The sequence below is a fragment of the Pseudomonas sp. ML2-2023-3 genome, assembly GCF_037055275.1.
Lineage (GTDB): Bacteria > Pseudomonadota > Gammaproteobacteria > Pseudomonadales > Pseudomonadaceae > Aquipseudomonas.
In genome coordinates, this window is record NZ_CP146343.1 from 3,714,657 (window position 1) to 3,734,218 (window position 19,562).

Annotated in this window: 15 protein-coding genes; 8 read left to right on the forward strand and 7 right to left on the reverse strand. The window is 60.1% G+C overall.

The window, feature by feature from the left end; translation table 11 throughout:
* The first annotated feature begins 102 nt into the window (after positions 1–102).
* From V6P94_RS17070 to V6P94_RS17090, 5 genes are all read left to right on the forward strand, one after another.
* The gene (locus tag V6P94_RS17070; protein ID WP_133079244.1) at positions 103–615 is read left to right on the forward strand and encodes a sigma-70 family RNA polymerase sigma factor; all 513 of its coding nucleotides are present in this window, start codon (positions 103–105) and stop codon (positions 613–615) included.
* Positions 612–1,583: a DUF4880 domain-containing protein gene (locus V6P94_RS17075; protein WP_133079243.1), complete on the forward strand. Its 972-nt coding sequence runs from the start codon at positions 612–614 to the stop codon at positions 1,581–1,583. Before V6P94_RS17070 ends, V6P94_RS17075 begins: the two co-directional genes overlap by 4 nt.
* Before the next feature lie 112 nt (positions 1,584–1,695).
* Positions 1,696–4,107: a TonB-dependent siderophore receptor gene (locus V6P94_RS17080; protein ID WP_133079242.1), complete on the forward strand. Its 2,412-nt coding sequence runs from the start codon at positions 1,696–1,698 to the stop codon at positions 4,105–4,107.
* Between the two features lie 431 nt (positions 4,108–4,538).
* Positions 4,539–6,653: a TonB-dependent siderophore receptor gene (locus V6P94_RS17085; RefSeq protein ID WP_133079241.1), complete on the forward strand. Its 2,115-nt coding sequence runs from the start codon at positions 4,539–4,541 to the stop codon at positions 6,651–6,653.
* Between the two features lie 160 nt (positions 6,654–6,813).
* Positions 6,814–8,031 carry an alkaline phosphatase family protein gene (locus V6P94_RS17090; RefSeq protein WP_133079240.1) on the forward strand — a complete coding sequence of 406 codons (1,218 nt, stop codon included), beginning with the start codon at positions 6,814–6,816 and terminating at the stop codon, positions 8,029–8,031.
* A gap of 192 nt (positions 8,032–8,223) precedes the next feature.
* Here V6P94_RS17090 and pepN read toward each other — a convergent pair whose 3' ends face one another.
* The 6 genes from pepN to V6P94_RS17120 form a co-directional block, all read right to left on the reverse strand.
* The gene (gene pepN, locus V6P94_RS17095; protein ID WP_133079239.1) at positions 8,224–10,881 is read right to left on the reverse strand and encodes an aminopeptidase N; all 2,658 of its coding nucleotides are present in this window, start codon (positions 10,879–10,881) and stop codon (positions 8,224–8,226) included.
* 12 nt (positions 10,882–10,893) lie between these two features.
* Positions 10,894–11,724 (reverse strand): DUF2797 domain-containing protein, encoded by an 831-nt coding sequence (locus V6P94_RS17100; protein WP_133079238.1) that lies wholly within the window; start codon positions 11,722–11,724, stop codon positions 10,894–10,896.
* Positions 11,721–11,981 (reverse strand): YeaC family protein, encoded by a 261-nt coding sequence (locus V6P94_RS17105; protein ID WP_016780738.1) that lies wholly within the window; start codon positions 11,979–11,981, stop codon positions 11,721–11,723. The genes V6P94_RS17100 and V6P94_RS17105 overlap by 4 nt, the downstream gene beginning before the upstream one ends.
* A 125-nt stretch (positions 11,982–12,106) precedes the next feature.
* Positions 12,107–12,979 carry a rhomboid family intramembrane serine protease gene (locus V6P94_RS17110; RefSeq protein WP_133079237.1) on the reverse strand — a complete coding sequence of 291 codons (873 nt, stop codon included), beginning with the start codon at positions 12,977–12,979 and terminating at the stop codon, positions 12,107–12,109.
* A complete protein-coding gene (locus tag V6P94_RS17115; RefSeq protein WP_133079236.1) occupies positions 12,976–13,947 on the reverse strand; it encodes a metallophosphoesterase in 972 nt (323 codons plus the stop codon). The genes V6P94_RS17110 and V6P94_RS17115 overlap by 4 nt, the downstream gene beginning before the upstream one ends.
* A complete protein-coding gene (locus V6P94_RS17120; protein ID WP_095000386.1) occupies positions 13,947–14,837 on the reverse strand; it encodes an NAD(+) kinase in 891 nt (296 codons plus the stop codon). Before V6P94_RS17120 ends, V6P94_RS17115 begins: the two co-directional genes overlap by 1 nt.
* Positions 14,838–14,946: 109 nt before the next feature.
* Here V6P94_RS17120 and V6P94_RS17125 point away from each other — a divergent pair, with 109 nt between their 5' ends.
* Together V6P94_RS17125 and V6P94_RS17130 are read left to right on the forward strand one after the other, a co-directional pair.
* Entirely contained in the window at positions 14,947–15,903 is a 957-nt protein-coding gene (locus V6P94_RS17125; RefSeq protein ID WP_338647845.1) for a DUF1853 family protein, read from the forward strand.
* A 94-nt stretch (positions 15,904–15,997) separates the two neighbouring features.
* A complete protein-coding gene (locus V6P94_RS17130; RefSeq protein WP_133079234.1) occupies positions 15,998–16,546 on the forward strand; it encodes a cytochrome b in 549 nt (182 codons plus the stop codon).
* Here the strand turns inward: V6P94_RS17130 and V6P94_RS17135 are convergent.
* A complete protein-coding gene (locus tag V6P94_RS17135; RefSeq protein ID WP_133079233.1) occupies positions 16,543–17,466 on the reverse strand; it encodes a pyridoxal-phosphate dependent enzyme in 924 nt (307 codons plus the stop codon). The genes V6P94_RS17130 and V6P94_RS17135 overlap by 4 nt on opposite strands.
* Positions 17,467–17,638: 172 nt before the next feature.
* Between V6P94_RS17135 and mrdA the strand changes: the two genes are divergently transcribed.
* Entirely contained in the window at positions 17,639–19,534 is a 1,896-nt protein-coding gene (mrdA, locus tag V6P94_RS17140; RefSeq protein WP_133079232.1) for a penicillin-binding protein 2, read from the forward strand.
* Positions 19,535–19,562: the final 28 nt, after the last annotated feature.

Genomic DNA, 19,562 nt, shown 5'->3' on the forward strand with positions numbered 1-19,562 from the left:
AAACCTCGTCACTCGACACACCCAGCAACATTCCCGAGCACACGCTAATGAGAAGCGCTATCATTGCCATCCTTGTCAGTGTCTGCTCTGGAATTGCAATCGATGCTCACGTCCCCTTCTTCCACACGCTGTGCCCTGGGTGAACTCTACGTTCAGCACCACGGCTGGGTGGTGCAATTGCTGCGCCGCAAACTGGGCAATCAGGAGCAGGCGCTGGATCTGGCCCAGGACACCTTTTTGCGGATGCTGCGCACTGACACGCCACCGGTGTTACGTGAGCCCCGTGCGTACCTGACCACCATTGCCAGCCGCCTGTGCGGCCAGTATTTTCGCCGCCAGGCACTGGAGCGGGCGTACATGGAGTCGTTGGCAGCCCTTGAGCCAGAGCATGTGCCCTCCCCTGAGTCACGCCTGCTGGTGCTCGAAGCCCTTGACGCTGTCGGCCAGGTCCTCGATGGCCTGGGCACCCGGGTGCGGGAAATCTTCTTGCTCTCGCAGCTGGACGGCCTGACCTACCCGCAAATTGCCACGCACATGGGCCTGACAGTCAACGTCGTGCAAAAAGCCATGCTCAAGGCCTATCGTCACTGTTACAGCGCGGTCTACGTCGGGTGAACCGGTTTGAACCCTGCAATGCCCAGCGCCTGGACCATGATGTGGTCGAGCAGGCCTTGCAGTGGATGGTTATCGTGCAATCGGGCGTCAGCACCGAAGCCGAACGTCAGGCCTGCCAGCACTGGCGCACGCAATCTGCGCAGCATGAGATGGCCTGGCAACGGTTGACCGGGCTGAACGCTGATTTTCGCGACAGTACCCGCATGCTCCCCGCCGCAGGAGCGCGTACGTTGTTGCGCTCACGCCATGCCACATCGCGACGCACACTGCTCAAGGGGTTTGCCGGTCTAGGGGTGGCGCTGGCCACGGGCTTCAGCGTGCGTGAACGGATACTGCTGCCGGAACTGTTCAGCGACTACCGCACCGCCACCGGTGAGCGCAGGCAATTCTCCCTGGCCCGGCAGGTCGAGCTGACGCTGGACACCCACACCGCCCTCGATGCCCGAACCACGGGCACCGGTACCGACCTGACGCTGAACCTGGGCCGCGTACTGATCACTGGGGCCAACGTCTGCCTGAGCACGGTCCATGGCCGGGTGCTGCCAGCGGCCCGCTCACGCCTGGTCATCAGCCAGAACCTGCCCGGGATCGACGGCACCCGGGTGCAGGTACTGACCGGCAGTGCTTCGATCGAGCTGGCACGGGGTGACCGTTTCAACCTTGGCGCCGGTCAACAATTGACGTTCGACCGCCATGGCGCCGGACCTTGCAGCCAGGTGTCGGCCGGTGCCGATGCCTGGGTCAACGGCCTGTTGATCGCCGAGCGCATGCCACTGTCCCAGGTCATTGCCCAGCTCAACCGCTATCGACCTGGCGTGGTGCGCTGCGACCCCGCGGTGGCCGCCTTGCAGGTGTCGGGGTCGTTCTCCATCGACCGTCCGGACGCCAGCCTCGACCTGCTCACCCACGTGCTGCCGATCCGTGTGCAGCGTGTTTTCGGCTACTGGGCCAACGTCGTCCCTGCCTGAAGATTTTTTATTTTCAGCACAGGCGGCAGTTTTTCCCATCTGGTGCATCAAGTTCAGGGAAGACGCTGATTAACAGCGCAATGCCTACCCTTCTCACACATGGACAGTTTTTATGCACAGCCGACTTACCCCCCTTGCCGGTGCATTGCGCACCCTTGTATTTGGTTTATCCATTGCCACGGCCAGCCACGGGGCATTCGCAGCACCGGGCAGCGAGCACGCCTACCGTATCGCACCGGGCAGTCTGGACTCGGTGCTGGGCAGCTTTGGCCAACAAGCCGGCGTGATGATCGCCGTTGATTCGACGCTGACCACCGGCATCCACAGCGACGGCCTGAGCGGCAGCTTTGACGTCGGTGAAGGCTTGCAGCGACTCCTTGAGCCTCTGGGCCTGCAAGCGGTCAGAGAAGGCGACGGTTACCGCGTTATTGCACGGGGGCCCCAGAACAACGGGCAACTGGAGTTGCAGGCTACCCAGGTCATGTCCAACCAGTTGGGCACCATCACCGAAGGCAGCGGCTCCTACACCCCCGGCACCATCGCAACGGCCACCCGCATGGTGCTGACGCCGCGGGAAACGCCGCAGTCGATCACGGTGATCACCCGTCAGCACATGGATGATTTTGGCCTCAACTCCATCGACGAAGTGATGCGCCACACCCCGGGCATCACGGTGTCGACCTTTGACAGCGAGCGCACCAACTACTATGCCCGCGGCTTCTCGGTGGAGAACTTCCAGTACGACGGCATTCCCACCCTGCGCAACTCGGCCTACTCCTCGGGGCAAACCCTGAGCGACATGGCCATCTATGACCGGGTGGAAATCCTCAAGGGTGCAACCGGCCTGCTGACTGGCGCAGGCGCGCCGGGTGCGACGATCAACCTGATCCGCAAGAAACCGACCCGCGACTTCAAGGCCAGCATCGAGGCAGGGGCTGGCAGCTGGGAGAACTACCGCACCCAAGTCGACGTCAGCGGCCCGCTCACCGACAGCGGCAACCTGCGTGGCCGGGCCGTGGCGGCCTATCAGGACAAGAACTCGTTCATGGAGCGTTACGAGCGCAAGACCGGCGTCTATTTCGGCACTCTGGAAGCCGATCTGAGCGATGACACCCTGCTGACCGTGGGCTTCGACTATCAGAACAACGACCCCCATGCTTCGGGCTGGTCAGGCAGTCGCCCGTTATTCGACCGCACTGGCGAACGCATCGACGTGAAGCGCTCGTACAACAACGGCGCCAACTGGAGCCGCTGGGAGCAGACCACCCAGAGCGTGTTCGCCACCCTGGAGCACAGCTTCGCCAACGCCTGGGTCGGCAAGGCGCAGTTGACCCATCAGGTCAACAGCTACGATGCCCCGCTGGGTTCGGTCATGAGCGGGCCATTCCCTGCCACCGGACTGTCATCGATCTATGCCAACAAATTTACCGGCAACACCCGCACCGACGCCGCCGACGCCTACTTCAGCGGCCCCTTCAGCCTGGCCGGCCGCGAACATGAACTGGTCATCGGAGCGTCGGCCTCCACCGCCCACTGGCAAGGCAAGGACTACGGCAACCCGACCTTCCTCAGTGCCAACGTGATTGATTTCTGGAACTTCGATGGCAAGACCACGGAGCCGAACTGGGGCGCACCCACCCAATATAACGACACCACCACGCGACAAACCGCAGGCTACATCAGCGCCCGTTTCAACCTGACCGATGAGCTGAATCTGTTGCTCGGTACACGGGTCGCCAATTACTGGCTGACCGGCGATTACGACATCACCGAAACTGGCCGGCTGGTGCCCTATGTGGGCGCCACTTACGACCTGAACGACCATTTCACGGCGTATGCCAGCTACACCGACATCTTCATGCCGCAGACCTACAACCGTGATCGCAAGAACAAGGTGCTCGAGCCGGATGAAGGCAAAAACTACGAAGTGGGGATCAAGGGTGAATTCTATGGTGGCAGGCTGAACACCAGCCTGGCCTATTTCGAGGTACATGAAAGCAACCGTGCCGAACCGGATGCCGAATACAACGCAGACCCGACCAACCCGTCGATTCTCTATGCGTCGATCGGCACCAAGGCCAAAGCCAAGGGTTTTGAAGCCGAAATATCCGGTGAACTTGCGCCTGGCTGGCAAGCGCAGGCCGGTTTTACGCACAAGGTCATCCGTGACAGCGAAGACAAAAAAATCTCCACCTGGGAGCCCGAGGACCAGTTGAGCGTGTACACCACCTACAGGTTCAAGGGGCCGCTGGACCGCTTGACCATCGGCGGCGGTGCGCGTTGGCAGAATCGCAGCTGGCAGAACATCTACAACCGCGCCAGGGACCAATACCAGGACTTTAGCCAGGATGCCTACTGGCTGGTTGATGCGATGGTCCGCTATCAAGTCAACGAGCACCTCTCCACCACACTCAACGTCAACAACCTGTTCGACAAGGAGTACTACACCAACATCGGCTTCTATAACACCGCGTATTACGGCGACCCGCGCAATGTGATGCTCAATACCCGCTGGGATTTCTAGGGCGGAATGGGCACTGCTCGTCAGCGGCTTGTAAGTGGGCGTTAAAACGTTTCGGGCAAGGTGCTGTTATGGGGGGGCGCGGCTCAATCTGTAGTCGCTGACGAGGAACGAAGGCTGCGTTCGGCGGCGAAGCCGTCGTAAACCCGGATGTTGCGGTGAATCAGGAAAAACCGGGGGGCAGTTTTTGCGGTCGCTGCGTCGCAGTGGCGCACCAAACCGGACGCAGCCTTCGTTCCTCGTCAGCCACTACACACCCCATGTAAATACAGAATCTGCCCTTAGCCGATCTGCGATCGAAAACGGTAAACCGCGCGGGCGCACAAATACGAATAATAAAGATTGATAAATAGAATTGATTATCATTAATACAAATGTAAAGCTTTGTAACCAATTCTCGTTTACGCAGTTCCCGTCCGGAGTATTCGCAGATCATGCGCCCACTGTTCACCCTGCCCGCGTCAGCCCTCACGCTGCTCGCCTTGAGTATTTGCAATACTGCCCTGGCCGATGAAAACACCCTGAATCTGCCGTCCACCAGCATCACCTCAACGGCAGACAGCGATGAGGCCCCACAGGGCTATCAGGCCAAGCCGAGTGCCACGACGACACGCTTGAACCTCACCGCCGGGCAAACGCCCCAGGGCATTACCAGTATCAAGCGTGAGCAACTGGATGACTTTCAGCTCAACAGCATTCGCGATGTGCTGGAGAGCACTCCGGGGGTGAACGTGCAGAAGGTCGAGACCGACCGCACGTACTTCACCGCCCGCGGTTTTGATATCACCAATTTCCAGTACGACGGTATGGGCATGGGGCTTACCGGTGGCGTGCTGGTGGGCGATATCGACACCGCACCCTACGAGCAAGTAGACGTTTTGCACGGTGCCAACGGCCTGATGACGGGCGCCGGCAACCCTTCTGCCACGGTCAACTTCATTCGCAAGCGCCCCACGTATGAGCCGCAAGCCAAGGTCAGCGTCAGCGCCGGTTCCTGGGATAAGCGCAGGGTCGACCTGGATGTTTCCGGGCCGCTGACCGACTCGGGCAATGTGCGCGGGCGTGTGATCTATGCCAACGAAGTGGGCAATTCCTATCTGGACCGCTATTCCCGGGAAAAGAACATTTTCAGTGGCATGCTGGCTTTCGACCTGACCGACGACGATACCCTGACCGTCGGTTACGAAGACCAGAAAAGCGACGCCAACGGTGCCAGCTGGGGCGCGTTGCCACTCACCGACAGCAATGGCAATGCGGTGCACTACAGCAGCACCTCCTCCAACATTGCCCAACCCTGGGTGTACTGGGACGTACGCACCACCCGGGCCTTTGCCGAGTGGCAGCACCGCTTTGTCAATGACTGGAAGTCAACGCTGACCCTGACGGCCATGGAGCACCGCGAAGACACCGACATGTTCTACATTTATGGCGACAATGGCTCGACCACTGGCTACACGGGCCTGGCTTCCAAATACAAGGGCAAGACCCGCGAGCTGGATGGCGACCTGTCGTTCAGCGGCCCTTTCAGCCTGGGTGGCCGCGAGCACCAACTGACCTTCGGCGCCAACGTGGCACGCTCGCGCACCCAGGAGGCGTCGCTGTACGGCAGCGCGTCGTACTACACCCCGGTGTCGCTGGAAGATGCCCTCAACGGCAGCCTCCCCAAGCCCACCTACAACATCGCCAATGCCGACGGAACCTCCAACTACACGGACCGCCAGAAAAGCCTCTACGCCGGTGCCCGCTTCAGCCTGACCGACGACCTGCACCTGATCACCGGGGCACGCATGCTCAGTGCCGACAGCGACGGCGAAAACTACGGATCGGGCCGCAACGTGAGGATTCATGGCAAGGTCACGCCATACGCAGGCCTGGTCTACGACCTCACCCCGCAGTATTCGCTGTATGCCAGCTACACCAGGATCTTCAATCCGCAGTACTACCTCAACACCCAGGGCCAGGTACTGGAACCCCTGGAAGGCAAAAGCTACGAGGCTGGAATCAAGGGGCATTTGCTGGACAAGCGACTGGACGTTTCGGCTGCGGTGTTCCACACCAAACAGGACAACGTCGCCACTTATGCTGGCTTTGACTCTGCACTGGGCGGCTACTTGTATGACGGCATGTCGTACAAAAGCAGCGGCCTGGAGCTTGAAGCTTCGGGGGAACTGGCCCCGGGTCTGCAAATCAGCGGCGGCTATACCTATGTCTACATCACCGATGCCGACAACCAGCGCGGGCGTAAATTTATCCCGCGCAATGCCCTGACCTCCTCCATGACCTACAGATTGCCGATGGCGCCGAAGGTCAAGGTCGGCGGCAGCCTCAAATGGCAGAGCAAAATCGAGAACGACGACGCCCCTGCCGCCAACCAGGCCGCTTATGCGCTGGTGGGCTTGATGACCAGCTACGACATTGATCCGCACTGGAGCACCCAGCTCAACCTGGACAACCTGACCAACGAGAAATACCTGCAAAGCGTTCGTTACGGCCAGAGTAACTTTGGCGCACCGCGAAACGTCACGGCATCGGTCAGCTGGAAGTTCTAAACCTGCACAAAACTGTGTTTGTTTTGTGGGAGCGGGCTTGCTCGCGATGGCATCAACCCAGCCTGCCTGCCAGACCGCAGCGTCTGTATCGCAGGCAAGCCAGCTCACCAGAAGGACTAAGCTGATGTAAGCGATGACCATCCACGTCACGGAGGTGAGCATGATGTTACTAAGGTGTGCCCTGATTACGGTCTGTCTGAGCCTCACATTCACGGCACTGGCAGCCCCTGCTGCCGACACCCTCAAAACCCACAAGGCCTTGCTCATCGGCGTGGATGGCATGCAGTACGAAAAGCTGCAACAGGCCATTCAACAGGGCAAGGCTCCCACCACTGCCCGCTTGCACCTGTACAAAAGTTACACCGGCGGGGTACTGGGTACCTCCACCCAGCAGCCCACGGTCAGTGGCCCGGGCTGGACAACCATCCTTACCGGCAGTTGGGTTGACCGCCATCAGGTCAACGCCAATGACGAGGCCCTGCGCAATCAGGCGCCCAGCCTGTTCAAACAGCTCAAGCTGGCCTTCCCTGACCGCAAGACGGCCAGCATCGTGAGCTGGAACGTGATCCACGAAAACTTCGCCGAGGATATTGCCCAGGGCTACATCGACCTGGCCTTCAAGTGCTCGGGGGTTGATCCGTGCGTCGTCGACAACGTCAGTCATGAACTGGAAAACGGCCAGCCCGATCTGCTGTTCGCCCACTTCGACGAACCCGATATCACCGGCCACCGACTCGGCTTCACACCCGAGTATCAACAGGCGATTCAGACCGTAGATACCCAGGTCGGGCAGATACTCCTGGCCCTCCAACGCCGTGAGAAAGCCCATCCCGAAGAAGACTGGCTGGTGATCGTGTTGCCCGATCACGGCAGGCACTTGCCTGAAGGCAAGGACCACGGCGAGCAAACCCTGAGCGAAAAAACCACCTTTATCGCCATGAACAAGAAAGGCAACGCACAACTGACGGCTCCCATCGGCAAACCCCTGAACCCCGATTTCAAGGGCCTGTACGGTTTTGCCAGCCAGGCGGACATCACCCCCACCGTGCTGGCCTGGCTTGGCGTCAAACCGGACCTGACCCGTTACACAATGGATGGCCTGCCCCTGATCGGGCCCCTGGGTGTCAGACAGCTCACTGCGCAGCAACAACCCGATCGCACCCAGGTCAACCTGTCCTGGCGCACAGAAACCCCGACTGGCAAGCCCGTGCAGATTTACCGCGACGGCCAGCCCATCGCCCGGCTCACCGACCATGAACATTCCTATGTCGATAACGATATCCAGGCGTTGAAGGGGCCCATCAACTACACGCTGGTGTTTAACGGGGTACCGGTATCGCGCCTGGTAACCCTGCAAGAGCAAAAGTCGACGCCATGAAAAAGGCGCTGCCCGATCACTCGGGCAGCGCCTTTTTCAAGACCACGGTTGTTCACTTGAGCGATTTGCGCCTCTGTGGGAGCGGGCTTGCTCGCGATGGACTCCAGAACACCGTATTTACTCAGCCAATACGCGTCTTCGTTAACGACCATCGCGAGCAAGCCCGCTCCCACATTTGAAATGTGAACAGGTTTACGCCAGGCTTTTGCTCACCACTTCAAACACGTCGCTGGACAGCTCGCCCGAATTGCGGATGCGTTCCAGTTCCGCTTTCATCAGCGCCTGACGGGCGCCGTCGTATTTGCGCCAGCGGGTCAACGGCGCCAGTTGCCGCGATGCAATCTGCGGATTGAAGCCGTTGAGCTGGATCACCAGGTCCGCCAGGAAGCGATAGCCCGAGCCATCCGCGGCATGGAAGTTGATCAGGTTCTGTCCGGCAAACGCACCCACCAGAGCCCGCACTTTGTTCGGGTTCTTGAGGTTGAATGCCGGGTGTTCCATCAACTCCCGCACACGCTGCAGGCCACCCGGCAGGGTGCTGCCGGCCTGAACGCTGAACCACTGATCCATGACCAGTGGATTGTCCTTGAAGTGCTCGGCAAAGCTGGCCAGCGCCGCGGCTTTTTCAGCCTCGTAAGGCGAGTTGACCAGTACCGCCAGCGCCGTCAGGCGCTCGGTCATGTTGTCGCTGTGCTCGAACTGCTCCAGAGCCGCCGCCAGCACCTCTGGCTTACCGGCAAGCATCAGGTAAGACAGCGCAATGTTTTGCAGCGCACGACGGGCGAAGTGTTCGGCTTCAGCCACGTATGGCGTGACTTTCGACACTTCACGGTTAGTCTTGTAGCGGGCCCACAAACCGTCGAACAGGCTGTCGGCCAGTTGCTTGCGAGCGAACTCACGAGCGATGTGGATCGCTTCAACGTCCGCCACGTCGCTGATTTCAGTCAGGTAGGCTTCGCCCGGCAACGACAGCATTTCAGCGACCATGGCCTGATCCAGCGCCTGATTGCCCAGCACACTGCGCAAGGCTTCTACCAGACGCGAATCCATCACCAGTGCTTCACCGCGCTGATGTTGCCCAATCAATTCCTGCAGCACGTGCACCGACAGTTGCTGGCCTGCATCCCAGCGGTTGAAGCCGTCGGTATCGTGCTGCATCAGGAACATCAGTTGGTCGCGGCTGTAGGCAAAACTCAGTTTCACCGGTGCCGAGAAACCGCGCAGCAACGATGGCAACGGCTTTTCGTTGATACCGACAAACGTGAACGTCTGCTCGGCCTCAGTCACCGACAGTACGCGGCTGGTGCCCACGGCAGTTGATTCGCCCGCCAGTTGCAGGGCAATTTCAGTGCCCTGGGCGTTCAACAGGCCCAGCTCGACCGGAATCACGAACGGCAGTTTTTCGACCTTGTCCGGGGTGGCCGGGCAGCTTTGGGCAAAGGTCAGGCTGTAGGTTTTCTGCGCGGCATCGTAGTGTTCGCTGACGGCAAGACGCGGAGTGCCTGCCTGGCTGTACCAGCGTTTGAACTGGCTCAGGTCGGCGCCGTTGGCATCTTCCATGGCCTTGATGAAATCATCGCAGGTCACGGCCTGGCCGTCATGGCGCTCGAAGTACAGATCGCTGCCTTTGCGAAAGCCCTCGGCCCCCAGCAAGGTGTGGATCATGCGCACCACTTCAGAACCCTTTTCGTAAACGGTCAGGGTGTAGAAGTTGGAGATTTCGATAAAGCTGTCAGGGCGTACCGCGTGAGCCATTGGGCCCGCGTCTTCAGCGAACTGGTGGGTACGCAGATAGGCCACGTCCTGGATGCGCTTGACCGTGCGCGAGTTCATGTCTGCCGAGAACTGCGAATCACGGAACACCGTGAAGCCTTCCTTGAGCGACAGCTGGAACCAGTCGCGGCAGGTCACGCGGTTGCCCGACCAGTTGTGGAAGTACTCGTGGGCCACGATGGCCTCGACCCGCTGGTGAGCGGCATCGGTCGCGGTCTCGGCGCGGGCCAGTACGGCGCTGGAGTTGAAGATGTTGAGGCCCTTGTTCTCCATCGCGCCCATGTTGAAGTCGTTCACGGCGACGATCATGAAGATATCAAGATCGTATTCACGACCGTAGGTTTCTTCATCCCAGGCCATGGACTTTTTCAGGCTGACCATGGCGTGCTGGCATTTATCGATGTTTTCCGGCTCGACATAAATGCGCAGTGCAACCACGCGATTGCTCATGGTGGTGAAGCTGTCTTCAACGCACCACAGGTCCCCCGCTACCAGCGCAAACAGGTAGGCCGGTTTCATGAACGGGTCTTCCCAGGTTGCCCAGTGCCGACCGTCTTCGTCGGGACCGCTGGCAATCGGGTTGCCATTGGACAACAGGATCGGATAGCGGTGCTGCTCGGCCACCACGGTGGTGGTGAACTTGCTCATCACATCGGGACGATCGAGGTAATAGGTGATCTTGCGAAAGCCTTCGGCTTCGCACTGGGTGCAGAACATCCCGCCGGACTTGTACAGGCCTTCCAGCGCAGTGTTGGACTCGGGGTGGATCTTGACGCTGGTGTCGACCACAAACTGCTCAGCGGTCGGGTGCAGGATCAGATGACTGTCGCCCAACTGATAGTCATCATCCGCCAGTTCGATGTCGTCGAGGCTGACCGACAGCAGCTCAAGCTGCTGACCGTCCAGCACCAGCGCCGGCAACCCCGCGCCACGTGCCGGGTTGCGACGCATCACCAGTTGCGCATGGACCAGCGTGTGGTCCTCGAACAACTCGAAGGTCAGGTGCGTCTCGTCGATCAGGTACTCGGGCGCCTGGTAGTCCTTCAGGTAGATCATTTGCGGTTGTTCGGTGCGCATGCTGGAGTCCTTTTACTGATGCACGGCCAGTTGATAGGCCGTGTATTTGCGAATATTGATCACGCCTGTGTCAAAGATCAGGTACTGGCCCTTGATCCCCATCAGCGTGCCTTCCACGATCGGATCCTTGTCCAGATTGAAGCTGACGATCTTGCTCGGGTACTGCTCGACCGGGTAGCGAATCTCAATGGGCTCCACGTTTGACAAGGGTTGGACCGCTTGCAGGCCAAAACGCTCCTGCAGGGTTTTCATGCCTTCGGCACAGCTCTCGAACAATTGCTCACGCACGGCACTCAGGTCAACAGGCTCGGCATCGCCCTTGAGCAGTGCACGCCAGTTGGTTCGGTCGCCCACTTGCGAGCGGAACAGGTCTTCGACAAAGCCCGATTGCTGACGGGTTGCAACCCGCACGATCGGCAGCGCCTGGCTGGCGCCCTGGTCGAGCCAGCGTGTCGGCAACTGGGTGGCACGGGTGATGCCGACCTTGATCCCCGAGGAGTTGGCCAGATACACCACGTGATCGGTCATGCAAAACTGCTCGCCCCACGACGGATCACGGCAAGTGCCTGCCTCGTAGTGGCAACGCTCCGGGCTCATGATGCACACATCGCATTGCGCCAGCTTGGTCATGCACGGGTAGCAGTAGCCCTGGCTGAAGCTCTTTTTGGTCTTGCGCCCGCAGTGAGTGCAGTTGATCTCACCCAGGTATTCCAGACGCAGTTTGGTACCGATCAACGGATTGACCGGCACCTCGGTATCGCCCAAACGAAACGCATACTGAACGGTCGGCGTTTCAAGGTTTGCCGACATCTTGCTGATTGCACCACGGCCAATCTCAATCAATGGATGGCATCCGACTTGAACAGGATGTTAGGCACTGGTGCCGACTTGGAGCTGCACTCTTGCGGACCCATGTAACCGGTGCGCTGGTCTTCAGGCAGGTTCTGCACTTCCCAGGCAATCATCGCCTGCAACGACAGCTCGCGCTGTTCGGCGGTGAGTTTGTTGCCGTCTGCCCATTTGCCGATTTCAACGGCCAGTTTCAGGCTCTGATAGATCTCGGGGGTGATGTTTTGAATCATTTCGTTGAAAGAGGACATGGTTCGTTTCCACTCTAAAAAGTAAACCTGTAGTCGCTGCCGCAGGCTGCGATAAGGCCCAAAGGACCTTCAAAAAAGCAGGGCCGCTGCGCAGCCCATCGCCGCCTGCGGCAGCGACTACAGAATTAAGCCATCTGTTTGCGCCGCGCCCAAAGCCCGCCCAGCAAACCGGTCAGGCACCCGATCACCAAACCGCCCACATGGGCCGCGTTGGCAATCTGGCCAAAACCGATCATCGACACCAGCCCCGACATGCACAGCGCCAGCCACACCAGCATCATCACCAGTACCCCGCGAGGCAGGTGATACAAGGGGTTTGGCGCCATCATCTGGTAAATCCAGACATGCCCCAGCAGCCCGTACAACACCCCGGACAACCCGCCAAACAGGCTCGGGCCACCAAACAGGTACTGGGCGAAGTTGGATACCAGGCTGAACAACAGGCTCAAGCCAATCAGGTTGATGCTGCCCTGGCGCATTTCAATGCGCCGCCCCAGCTCCCAGTACCACATGCCGTTCATGGCAATGTGCAGAAAGCCGAAGTGGATCAGCATCGGGGTGAACAATCGCCACCACTGCCCCGACGCCAGGCTGTCGGACAGCGGGACAAACTGGATGTACTGGCCTCGAATGCTGAAATCGAGAAAGGTCAGCCCGCTCAGGGCCGACAGGTTATCACCCAGTTGCGTCACTGCAGCCACGATCACACACAGCAGCAACACCACCGCCGTGGCCGGGCTGGCACGCAGTTGCTGGGCAAAACCCGGCCGGGGCATGGCCGCCGGGCGTTCAACGATGGGCAGTTCGTGCTCCGGATCACCCACAGGAAAACGCTGGTACAAACTGCGTACATCATCGGCGATGGCCTCGGGCGCCCACAACACCTGCTCGCCCGCTTCCTCGCTGACCCGATGCGGGACCTGCATGCGCCTGAGCAAGGCAACAAAGCCGCTAAGGTCGACGGACAGCGGCAAACGTAAAACAGCTACAGCACTCATTGAATGGCCTCTGGGCGATCTACATTCACCCATACGAATTTGTTCGGATCGAGCCGGGTTTCCTGATCCAGACGGTATGCCACCAGCTTGCCGTACAGCACCGCGCTGTAATCCAGGCACGCCAGGTTGGGGCGGATCGGCGCAGGCCGACCACTGCGCCAGTAGTGACCGACAAACAACAGCGGCTCATCAATGCCGTAGCGCAACAAGGCGCTCTTCTCGGTGGAGGACAGCGGTTGTTGCGCCACGCGATCAGGCAGCGCGTCAGGCTGGAACACGATATCACCGTAGGTTTTGGGGTCGTCTTCCCAGAACTTGGTGCGAAAGAACGCCCGCGTCAGGCCGTCACCACCCGTCAGGGTCATGCCGCCCGGCAGGCGCATGTCCGTGCCGCGCAACAGTCGGTTGAAGCTCATGTTGGCAAAACTGTCCGGCATCCCGGCCGCCTGCAAAAACGCCTCGTCGATACAGCCATCGGGGTATTGCGCCCGCAAGGTGGCAATCACCTCGGCGTCCCAGCAGGCGTGCACCACCCGGAAACGCCCGGCGTCGACAAACAGCGGCATGTCATAAAACCACTGCACGAACTCACGCCATTCAGCAGGGTACTGGTCGAACTGCTCGAGGGTTTCGTGGATCAGCCGGGCATGGCGCGGGGTGTGCTCACGCACAAACTGCCTGCCACTTGCGGCGGGCGCGGGTGTGCACCAGCCCAGCGCGTTGAATTCATGGTTGCCCATCAGGCACAGGGCCTGACCGGACCTGACCATGTCGTAAACGATATGCAGCGACTCGCGAATGCGCGGGCCGCGGTCAATGATGTCACCCAGGAACACCGCCATCCGTTGCGGGTGTCGCCAGATACCGGCGAGTTTGCGATAGCCCAGACGCTCCAGCAGGTGCTCAAGGGTATGAGCACAGCCATGCACGTCACCGATCAGATCGTAACTGCGCGCTGGATCGAGCATCAGTCAGCCCTGCCGCCCAGTCGGCTACCCCAGCCAAGCTTGGTCCGACACACTTCATAGTAGTTGTGGTCCAACGGGTGAATCAGGCGCAGCTTCTGCGCTTTTTTGCTGACGTTGATGGTGTCGCCCGGAGCACAGGTGAAATGGTTCTGACCATCGCACGAGACTTGCGGATAGATCTGCATGTCCTTGGCCACGACGATTTTCAGCTCGCTGTTGCCATCGACCACAATCGGGCGACTGCTGAGGGTATGGGGGTACATGGGCACGATCACAATGGCGTCGAGCTTGGGGTGCATGATCGGGCCGCCCGCTGACATCGCGTAGGCCGTGGAGCCGGTAGGCGTCGCCACGATCAGGCCGTCGGCCTTTTGACTGCACACGAACTGACCGTCGATATGCAGTTCGAACTCGATCATGCGCGTGGATTTGCCAGGGTGCAGCACCACGTCATTCAGGGCGTCGCCCTGGCCGATGGCTTCACCGTGACGGCGAACTTCGGCTTGCAGCAGGAAGCGGTTCTCAACCAGGTAGTGACCGTCGAGTACTTCGGCCACTTTGACTTCCAGCTCATCCGGACGGATGTCCGTCAAAAAGCCCAGGCTGCCACGGTTGATACCCAATACCGGGACGTTGTGGCGGGCCAGTGCGCGGGCCGCGCCCAACAAGCTGCCATCGCCGCCGACCACAATCACCATGTCGCAGACTTCGCCGAGCATTTTGCGCGACGAGGTTTGCAAGCCATGACCGGGCAACACCTCGGCGATGGTGTCTTCGAGGATCACGTGCATGTGCCGCTCAAGCAGGAATTTTTTCAGTCGGCGAACCGTGTCGAGCACTTGGGAGCTGCCCAGACGACCTATGATGCCGATATTGCGAAATTGCTCCATGGGGCTCCTGCGGGATTCAATGCGTGCGAAAACAACGATTATGGGCGAAAGACGACGATAGACAAAACCCTTTCAGCCCCGGGGTCTGGCAAACAGCTATGCTCGCTCAATGACACTCTTTCCCGACTTGCTCAACCTGCCCCACCAATTGCGCCACCCTGAGGTGCGCGACCTGGCGTGGGTGATTCTCGCCCCACCGATGCTGAGCCGCACACCCTGGCCCCAACGTCACCCATTGGCAGGCAGCGACTGGGTACAGGCCCCGGAGCAGCTTGAGCACTGGCTGCGCGAGCTGGACCGGTGCAGCGAACCGCTGCAGCACTGGCTGGCACTGGCGACCACCCGCCGCCTGGGGCGTTACTACGAGCGCCTGTGGCAATTTGCCGTGCAGCACGCGCCGGGCGTCGAGTTGATTGCGGCCAACCTGCCGATCCGCCTGGGCGGGCATACCCTGGGGGAACTGGACCTGCTGGTGCGTGACCGCGAAGGCGTGCATCACCTGGAACTGGCAATCAAGCTCTACCTAGGGCCTCAGGACGCAGACTGCACGGACCCTGCCCAATGGCTCGGCCCCGGCAGCAATGACCGGCTGGACCGCAAGCTCAAGCATTTCAGCCAGCATCAGCTCCCCATGTCCAGCCGCCCCGAAAGCCGCGAAGTCCTTGCCAACCTTGATATCCAGACGTTCAGCGCGCACCTGTGGCTCGGTGGCTACCTGCTGTATCCGTGGCCGGGCAAGGCACAGGCCCCGGCAGGCGCCAACCCCCAGCACCTGCGCGGCAGCTGGCTGCATCAGCGCGACTGGCCGGCGTTTATCCGCCAGAGCCCTGCCGGTTGCTGGCAGCCCTTGCCCCGTCATGCCTGGCTTGCCCCGGCACTCTATGGCCCCGAAGGGATTTGGACGGCGCAACAGCTCGACGTGTGGCTTGCCGAACTGCACCCCCAGGCTCCGGCCCAACTGCTGGTCCGTCTGGTGCAGAACAGTGAGGGCGACTGGGAAGAAGCCGAACGTTTGTTTTTAGTGTCCGACCTTTGGCCAAATGTGCCGGGCAACCCAGAAAGCTGACGTATCTCAGTGCGAAATCGCCCAACTCGCTTAAAGTAGAGGGACTCCGTCACACAAGAACGGAGGCTTCAGACCTGAACTGTGAGGAAACACCATGTCCTGGAAAAGCACCGCCCATCACTACAGTCGAATGTCCATCGCCCTGCACTGGCTTATGGTGTTGTTGTTTGTCTTGATCTACGCCGCCATTGAGTTTCGCGGGATCTTTCCCAAGGACAGCGCCGGTCGCAACCTGATGAAAGACGCGCACTTCATGCTCGGTTTGACCGTCTTTGCGCTGGTCTGGCTACGGTTGCTGGCCCGAACCCTGGGCGTCGCGCCAAAAATCACCCCAACCCCGCCTGCCTGGCAAACAGCACTGGCCACGCTCATGCACTGGGCGCTGTACCTGTTCATGATCGCCATGCCGGTACTGGGCTACCTGGTGTTGAGCTACAACGACAAGCCGGTGTTTTTCTACGGCTTCGACATCCTGCCGCTCACCGCCAAGGACCCTGACTTCGCCAAGCAGATCAAGAGCTGGCACGAACTGGGCGGCACCATCGGTTACTGGCTGATCGGCCTGCATGCCGTTGCAGGGCTCGCGCACCACTACCTGATCAAGGACAACACCCTGCTGCGCATGCTGCCTGGGCGCGGTTAAACCTGCCGAACAAACCCCCGGCGGCCTTGCAAGCCGCCGGTGTGGACAAACACCAGACGCATCCCCCGCGCAACGACCCCTTCCTTGACTGCCTGTTTCAGGGCCATCAACGCCTTGGCTGTATACAAAGGCTCCAGCGGCAAGCCACAGGCCGCTTCGCTGTCCTGAATAAACTCCAGCAAATAGTCATCGACCCTGGCAAAGCCACCGCGACTGGCCTCTATCAACTGAAAATTGCGCTCCGTTGCCCCGCCCGCCTGCAAAATGGCTTCCACCTGTGGCGCGACACCGTGATCCAGTGGCACCGCCAGCGCGCCATACACACACCGCGCGCCCTCCTCGCCCAGCACCAGCCCGGCCAGGGTCGTGCCGGTGCCTGCCGCCAACCACCAGCCGTCGTAATCATCCCAGCCCACATCCGCCAGCTGACTGCGCACCCTGCTCACCAGCGACTTGCATCCCGAGGCTCCCACCACCCCGCCACCGCCCTCCGGCACCTGATGCAGCTTCGGGTACATGGTCTGCCAGGGCTGCCAGAAGCCGGGTTCATGGCGGGCCCGATAACCGGCAAAACCCAGCCAGTGCAACTGCATGCCATAAAGCTCAAGGTCCAGTATGGTGGGGGTTTGCTGAGGATGACCGCGCAACAGCCCCACGGTGACAAAACCAAAACGCTTACCGGCTGCCGCCAGGGCATGCAAGTGATTGGAATGGGCGCCCCCCAGGCTGATCAACCCTTCAGCCCCCGCTGCATGGGCCGCCAGCAAGTGCTCGGTGAGCTTGAACCACTTGTTGCCGCTGATCAGCGGATCGATCAGGTCCAGACGCAGCACGGCCACCTCAACCCCTGCCTGTTCCAGCCAGTCAAGGTGCAGGCGCTGCAAGGGCGCATGGGGGTGCCAGTTGATCAAGGGCAGCATTAATGGGGGCTCCGTTTGAAAAAGTGCAGTTTACAGCCACAACAGTCCGTCGGCTTTCATATACAAGCCAACCAATAACCTGACTCGACATCAGGCTTCTTGGTAAGGTGTGCGCCGAATTTCGCAGCCTGGCTGGCTGCTGCTATCTGTTGACTCACGCGAGACACACCACATGCCCGAACCGATCCCTCTTAAAGATCACGAAAGCGAAAAACGCCTGGTCAATAAAAGACTGATCGCGTGCGCGGGGCTGGTGCTGGCCATCAGTTGCGCGCTGATCGGCCGTATGTATTTTTTGCAGGTCACCGAGTTTGACTACAACTCCACGGTCTCCGAGAACAACCGCGTACACGTGCTGCCAATCCCTCCTGAGCGCGGTTTTATCTACGACCGCAATGGCGTGCTGCTGGCCGATAACCAACCCAGCTTCAATATGACCATTACCCGCGAACGGGCCGGGGATACCGCCAAAGTGCTGGACTTGGTGATGAGCATCCTGCACCTGCCTGACGAAGACCGTGCGGTATTTGCCAAGGCCATGAAGCAGGCGCGCCACCCGTTTGATCCCTCTACCCTGCTGTACGAGCTGACGGAAGATCAAATTGCCCTGCTGGCCGTGAATCAATTCCGCCTGCCGGGTATCGATGTCGAGGCACAGTTCGTGCGCCATTACCCCCAGGGCGATCACTTTGCCCATTCGGTCGGTTATGTGGGGCGTATCAACGAAAAAGAAGCCAAACAACTGGATGCCACCCAGTACCGGGGCACGCAGTCCATTGGCAAGACCGGCATCGAACGCTTTTATGAAAATGAACTGCACGGCAAGGTCGGCTTTGAAGAGGTCGAAACCAACGCCCAGGGCCGGGTCATGCGCGTACTGCGCCACACCGATGCCGTGGCCGGTAAAAACATCGTACTGAGCCTGGATATCAAGCTTCAGGAAGCTGCCGAAGAAGCCCTGGGCGATCGTCGTGGCTCGATCATTGCCCTGGACCCGAAAACAGGCGAAGTGCTGGCCATGGTCAGCAAACCCAGCTTCGACCCCAACCTGTTCGTGACCGGCATCAGCTCCAGGGACTATTCGAGCCTGCGTGATTCCATCGACAAGCCGCTGTTTAACCGGGCCTTGCGTGGCCTGTATGCACCCGGCTCGACGATCAAGCCCGAAGTGGCGATTGCGGGCCTGGACAGCGGCGTGATTTCAGCTTCGACCCGGGTATTTGACCCGGGCTATTTCCAGCTGCCCAACGTTGATCACAAGTACCGCAACTGGAACCACAGCGGCGATGGCTGGGTGGACTTGAACGCGGCAATCATGCGCTCCAACGACACCTACTTTTATGACCTGGCCTCCAAACTGGGCATCGACCGCATGCATGACTACATGGCGGAGTTCGGGCTTGGGCAGAAGGTGTCCCTGGACATGTTTGAAGAATCGTCCGGCCTGATGCCGTCCCGTGAGTGGAAGCGCAGCACCCGCCGCCAGGCCTGGTTCCCCGGTGAAACCGTCATTCTGGGGATCGGCCAGGGCTACATGCAGGTCACCCCCCTGCAACTGGCCCAGGCCACCGCATTGATTGCCAACAAAGGTGTATGGAACCGTCCGCACCTGGCCAAAACCGTTGACGGTACGCCGCCGGTGGATGAGCACCCGATCCCCAATCTGGTGCTGCGTGATCCCCGGGATTGGGATCAGGTCAACCACGCCATGCAACTGGTGATGCACGACCCGCGCGGCATCGCCCGGGCAGCAGCCCAGGGTGTGCAATACCGGATTGCCGGCAAAAGTGGTACGGCACAGGTGGTGGCGATCAAGCAGGGCGAGCGTTACAACCGCCTCAAAACCGCCGAGCGCAATCGTGACAACGCCTTGTTTGTGGGCTTTGCACCAGCCGAAGATCCCCAGATCGTGATTTCAGTGATGATCGAAAACGGCGAAGCCGGTGGCCGGGTAGCGGGCCCTGTGGTGCGCAAAGTGATGGACGCCTGGCTGCTGGACAACCAGGGCGTGCTCAAACCGCAATACGCCAGCCCGCAGGTCAAGGCGCACCCGACACCCCATGTTTGAAAAGCACCCCAGCCCTCTCCTTCCGTGA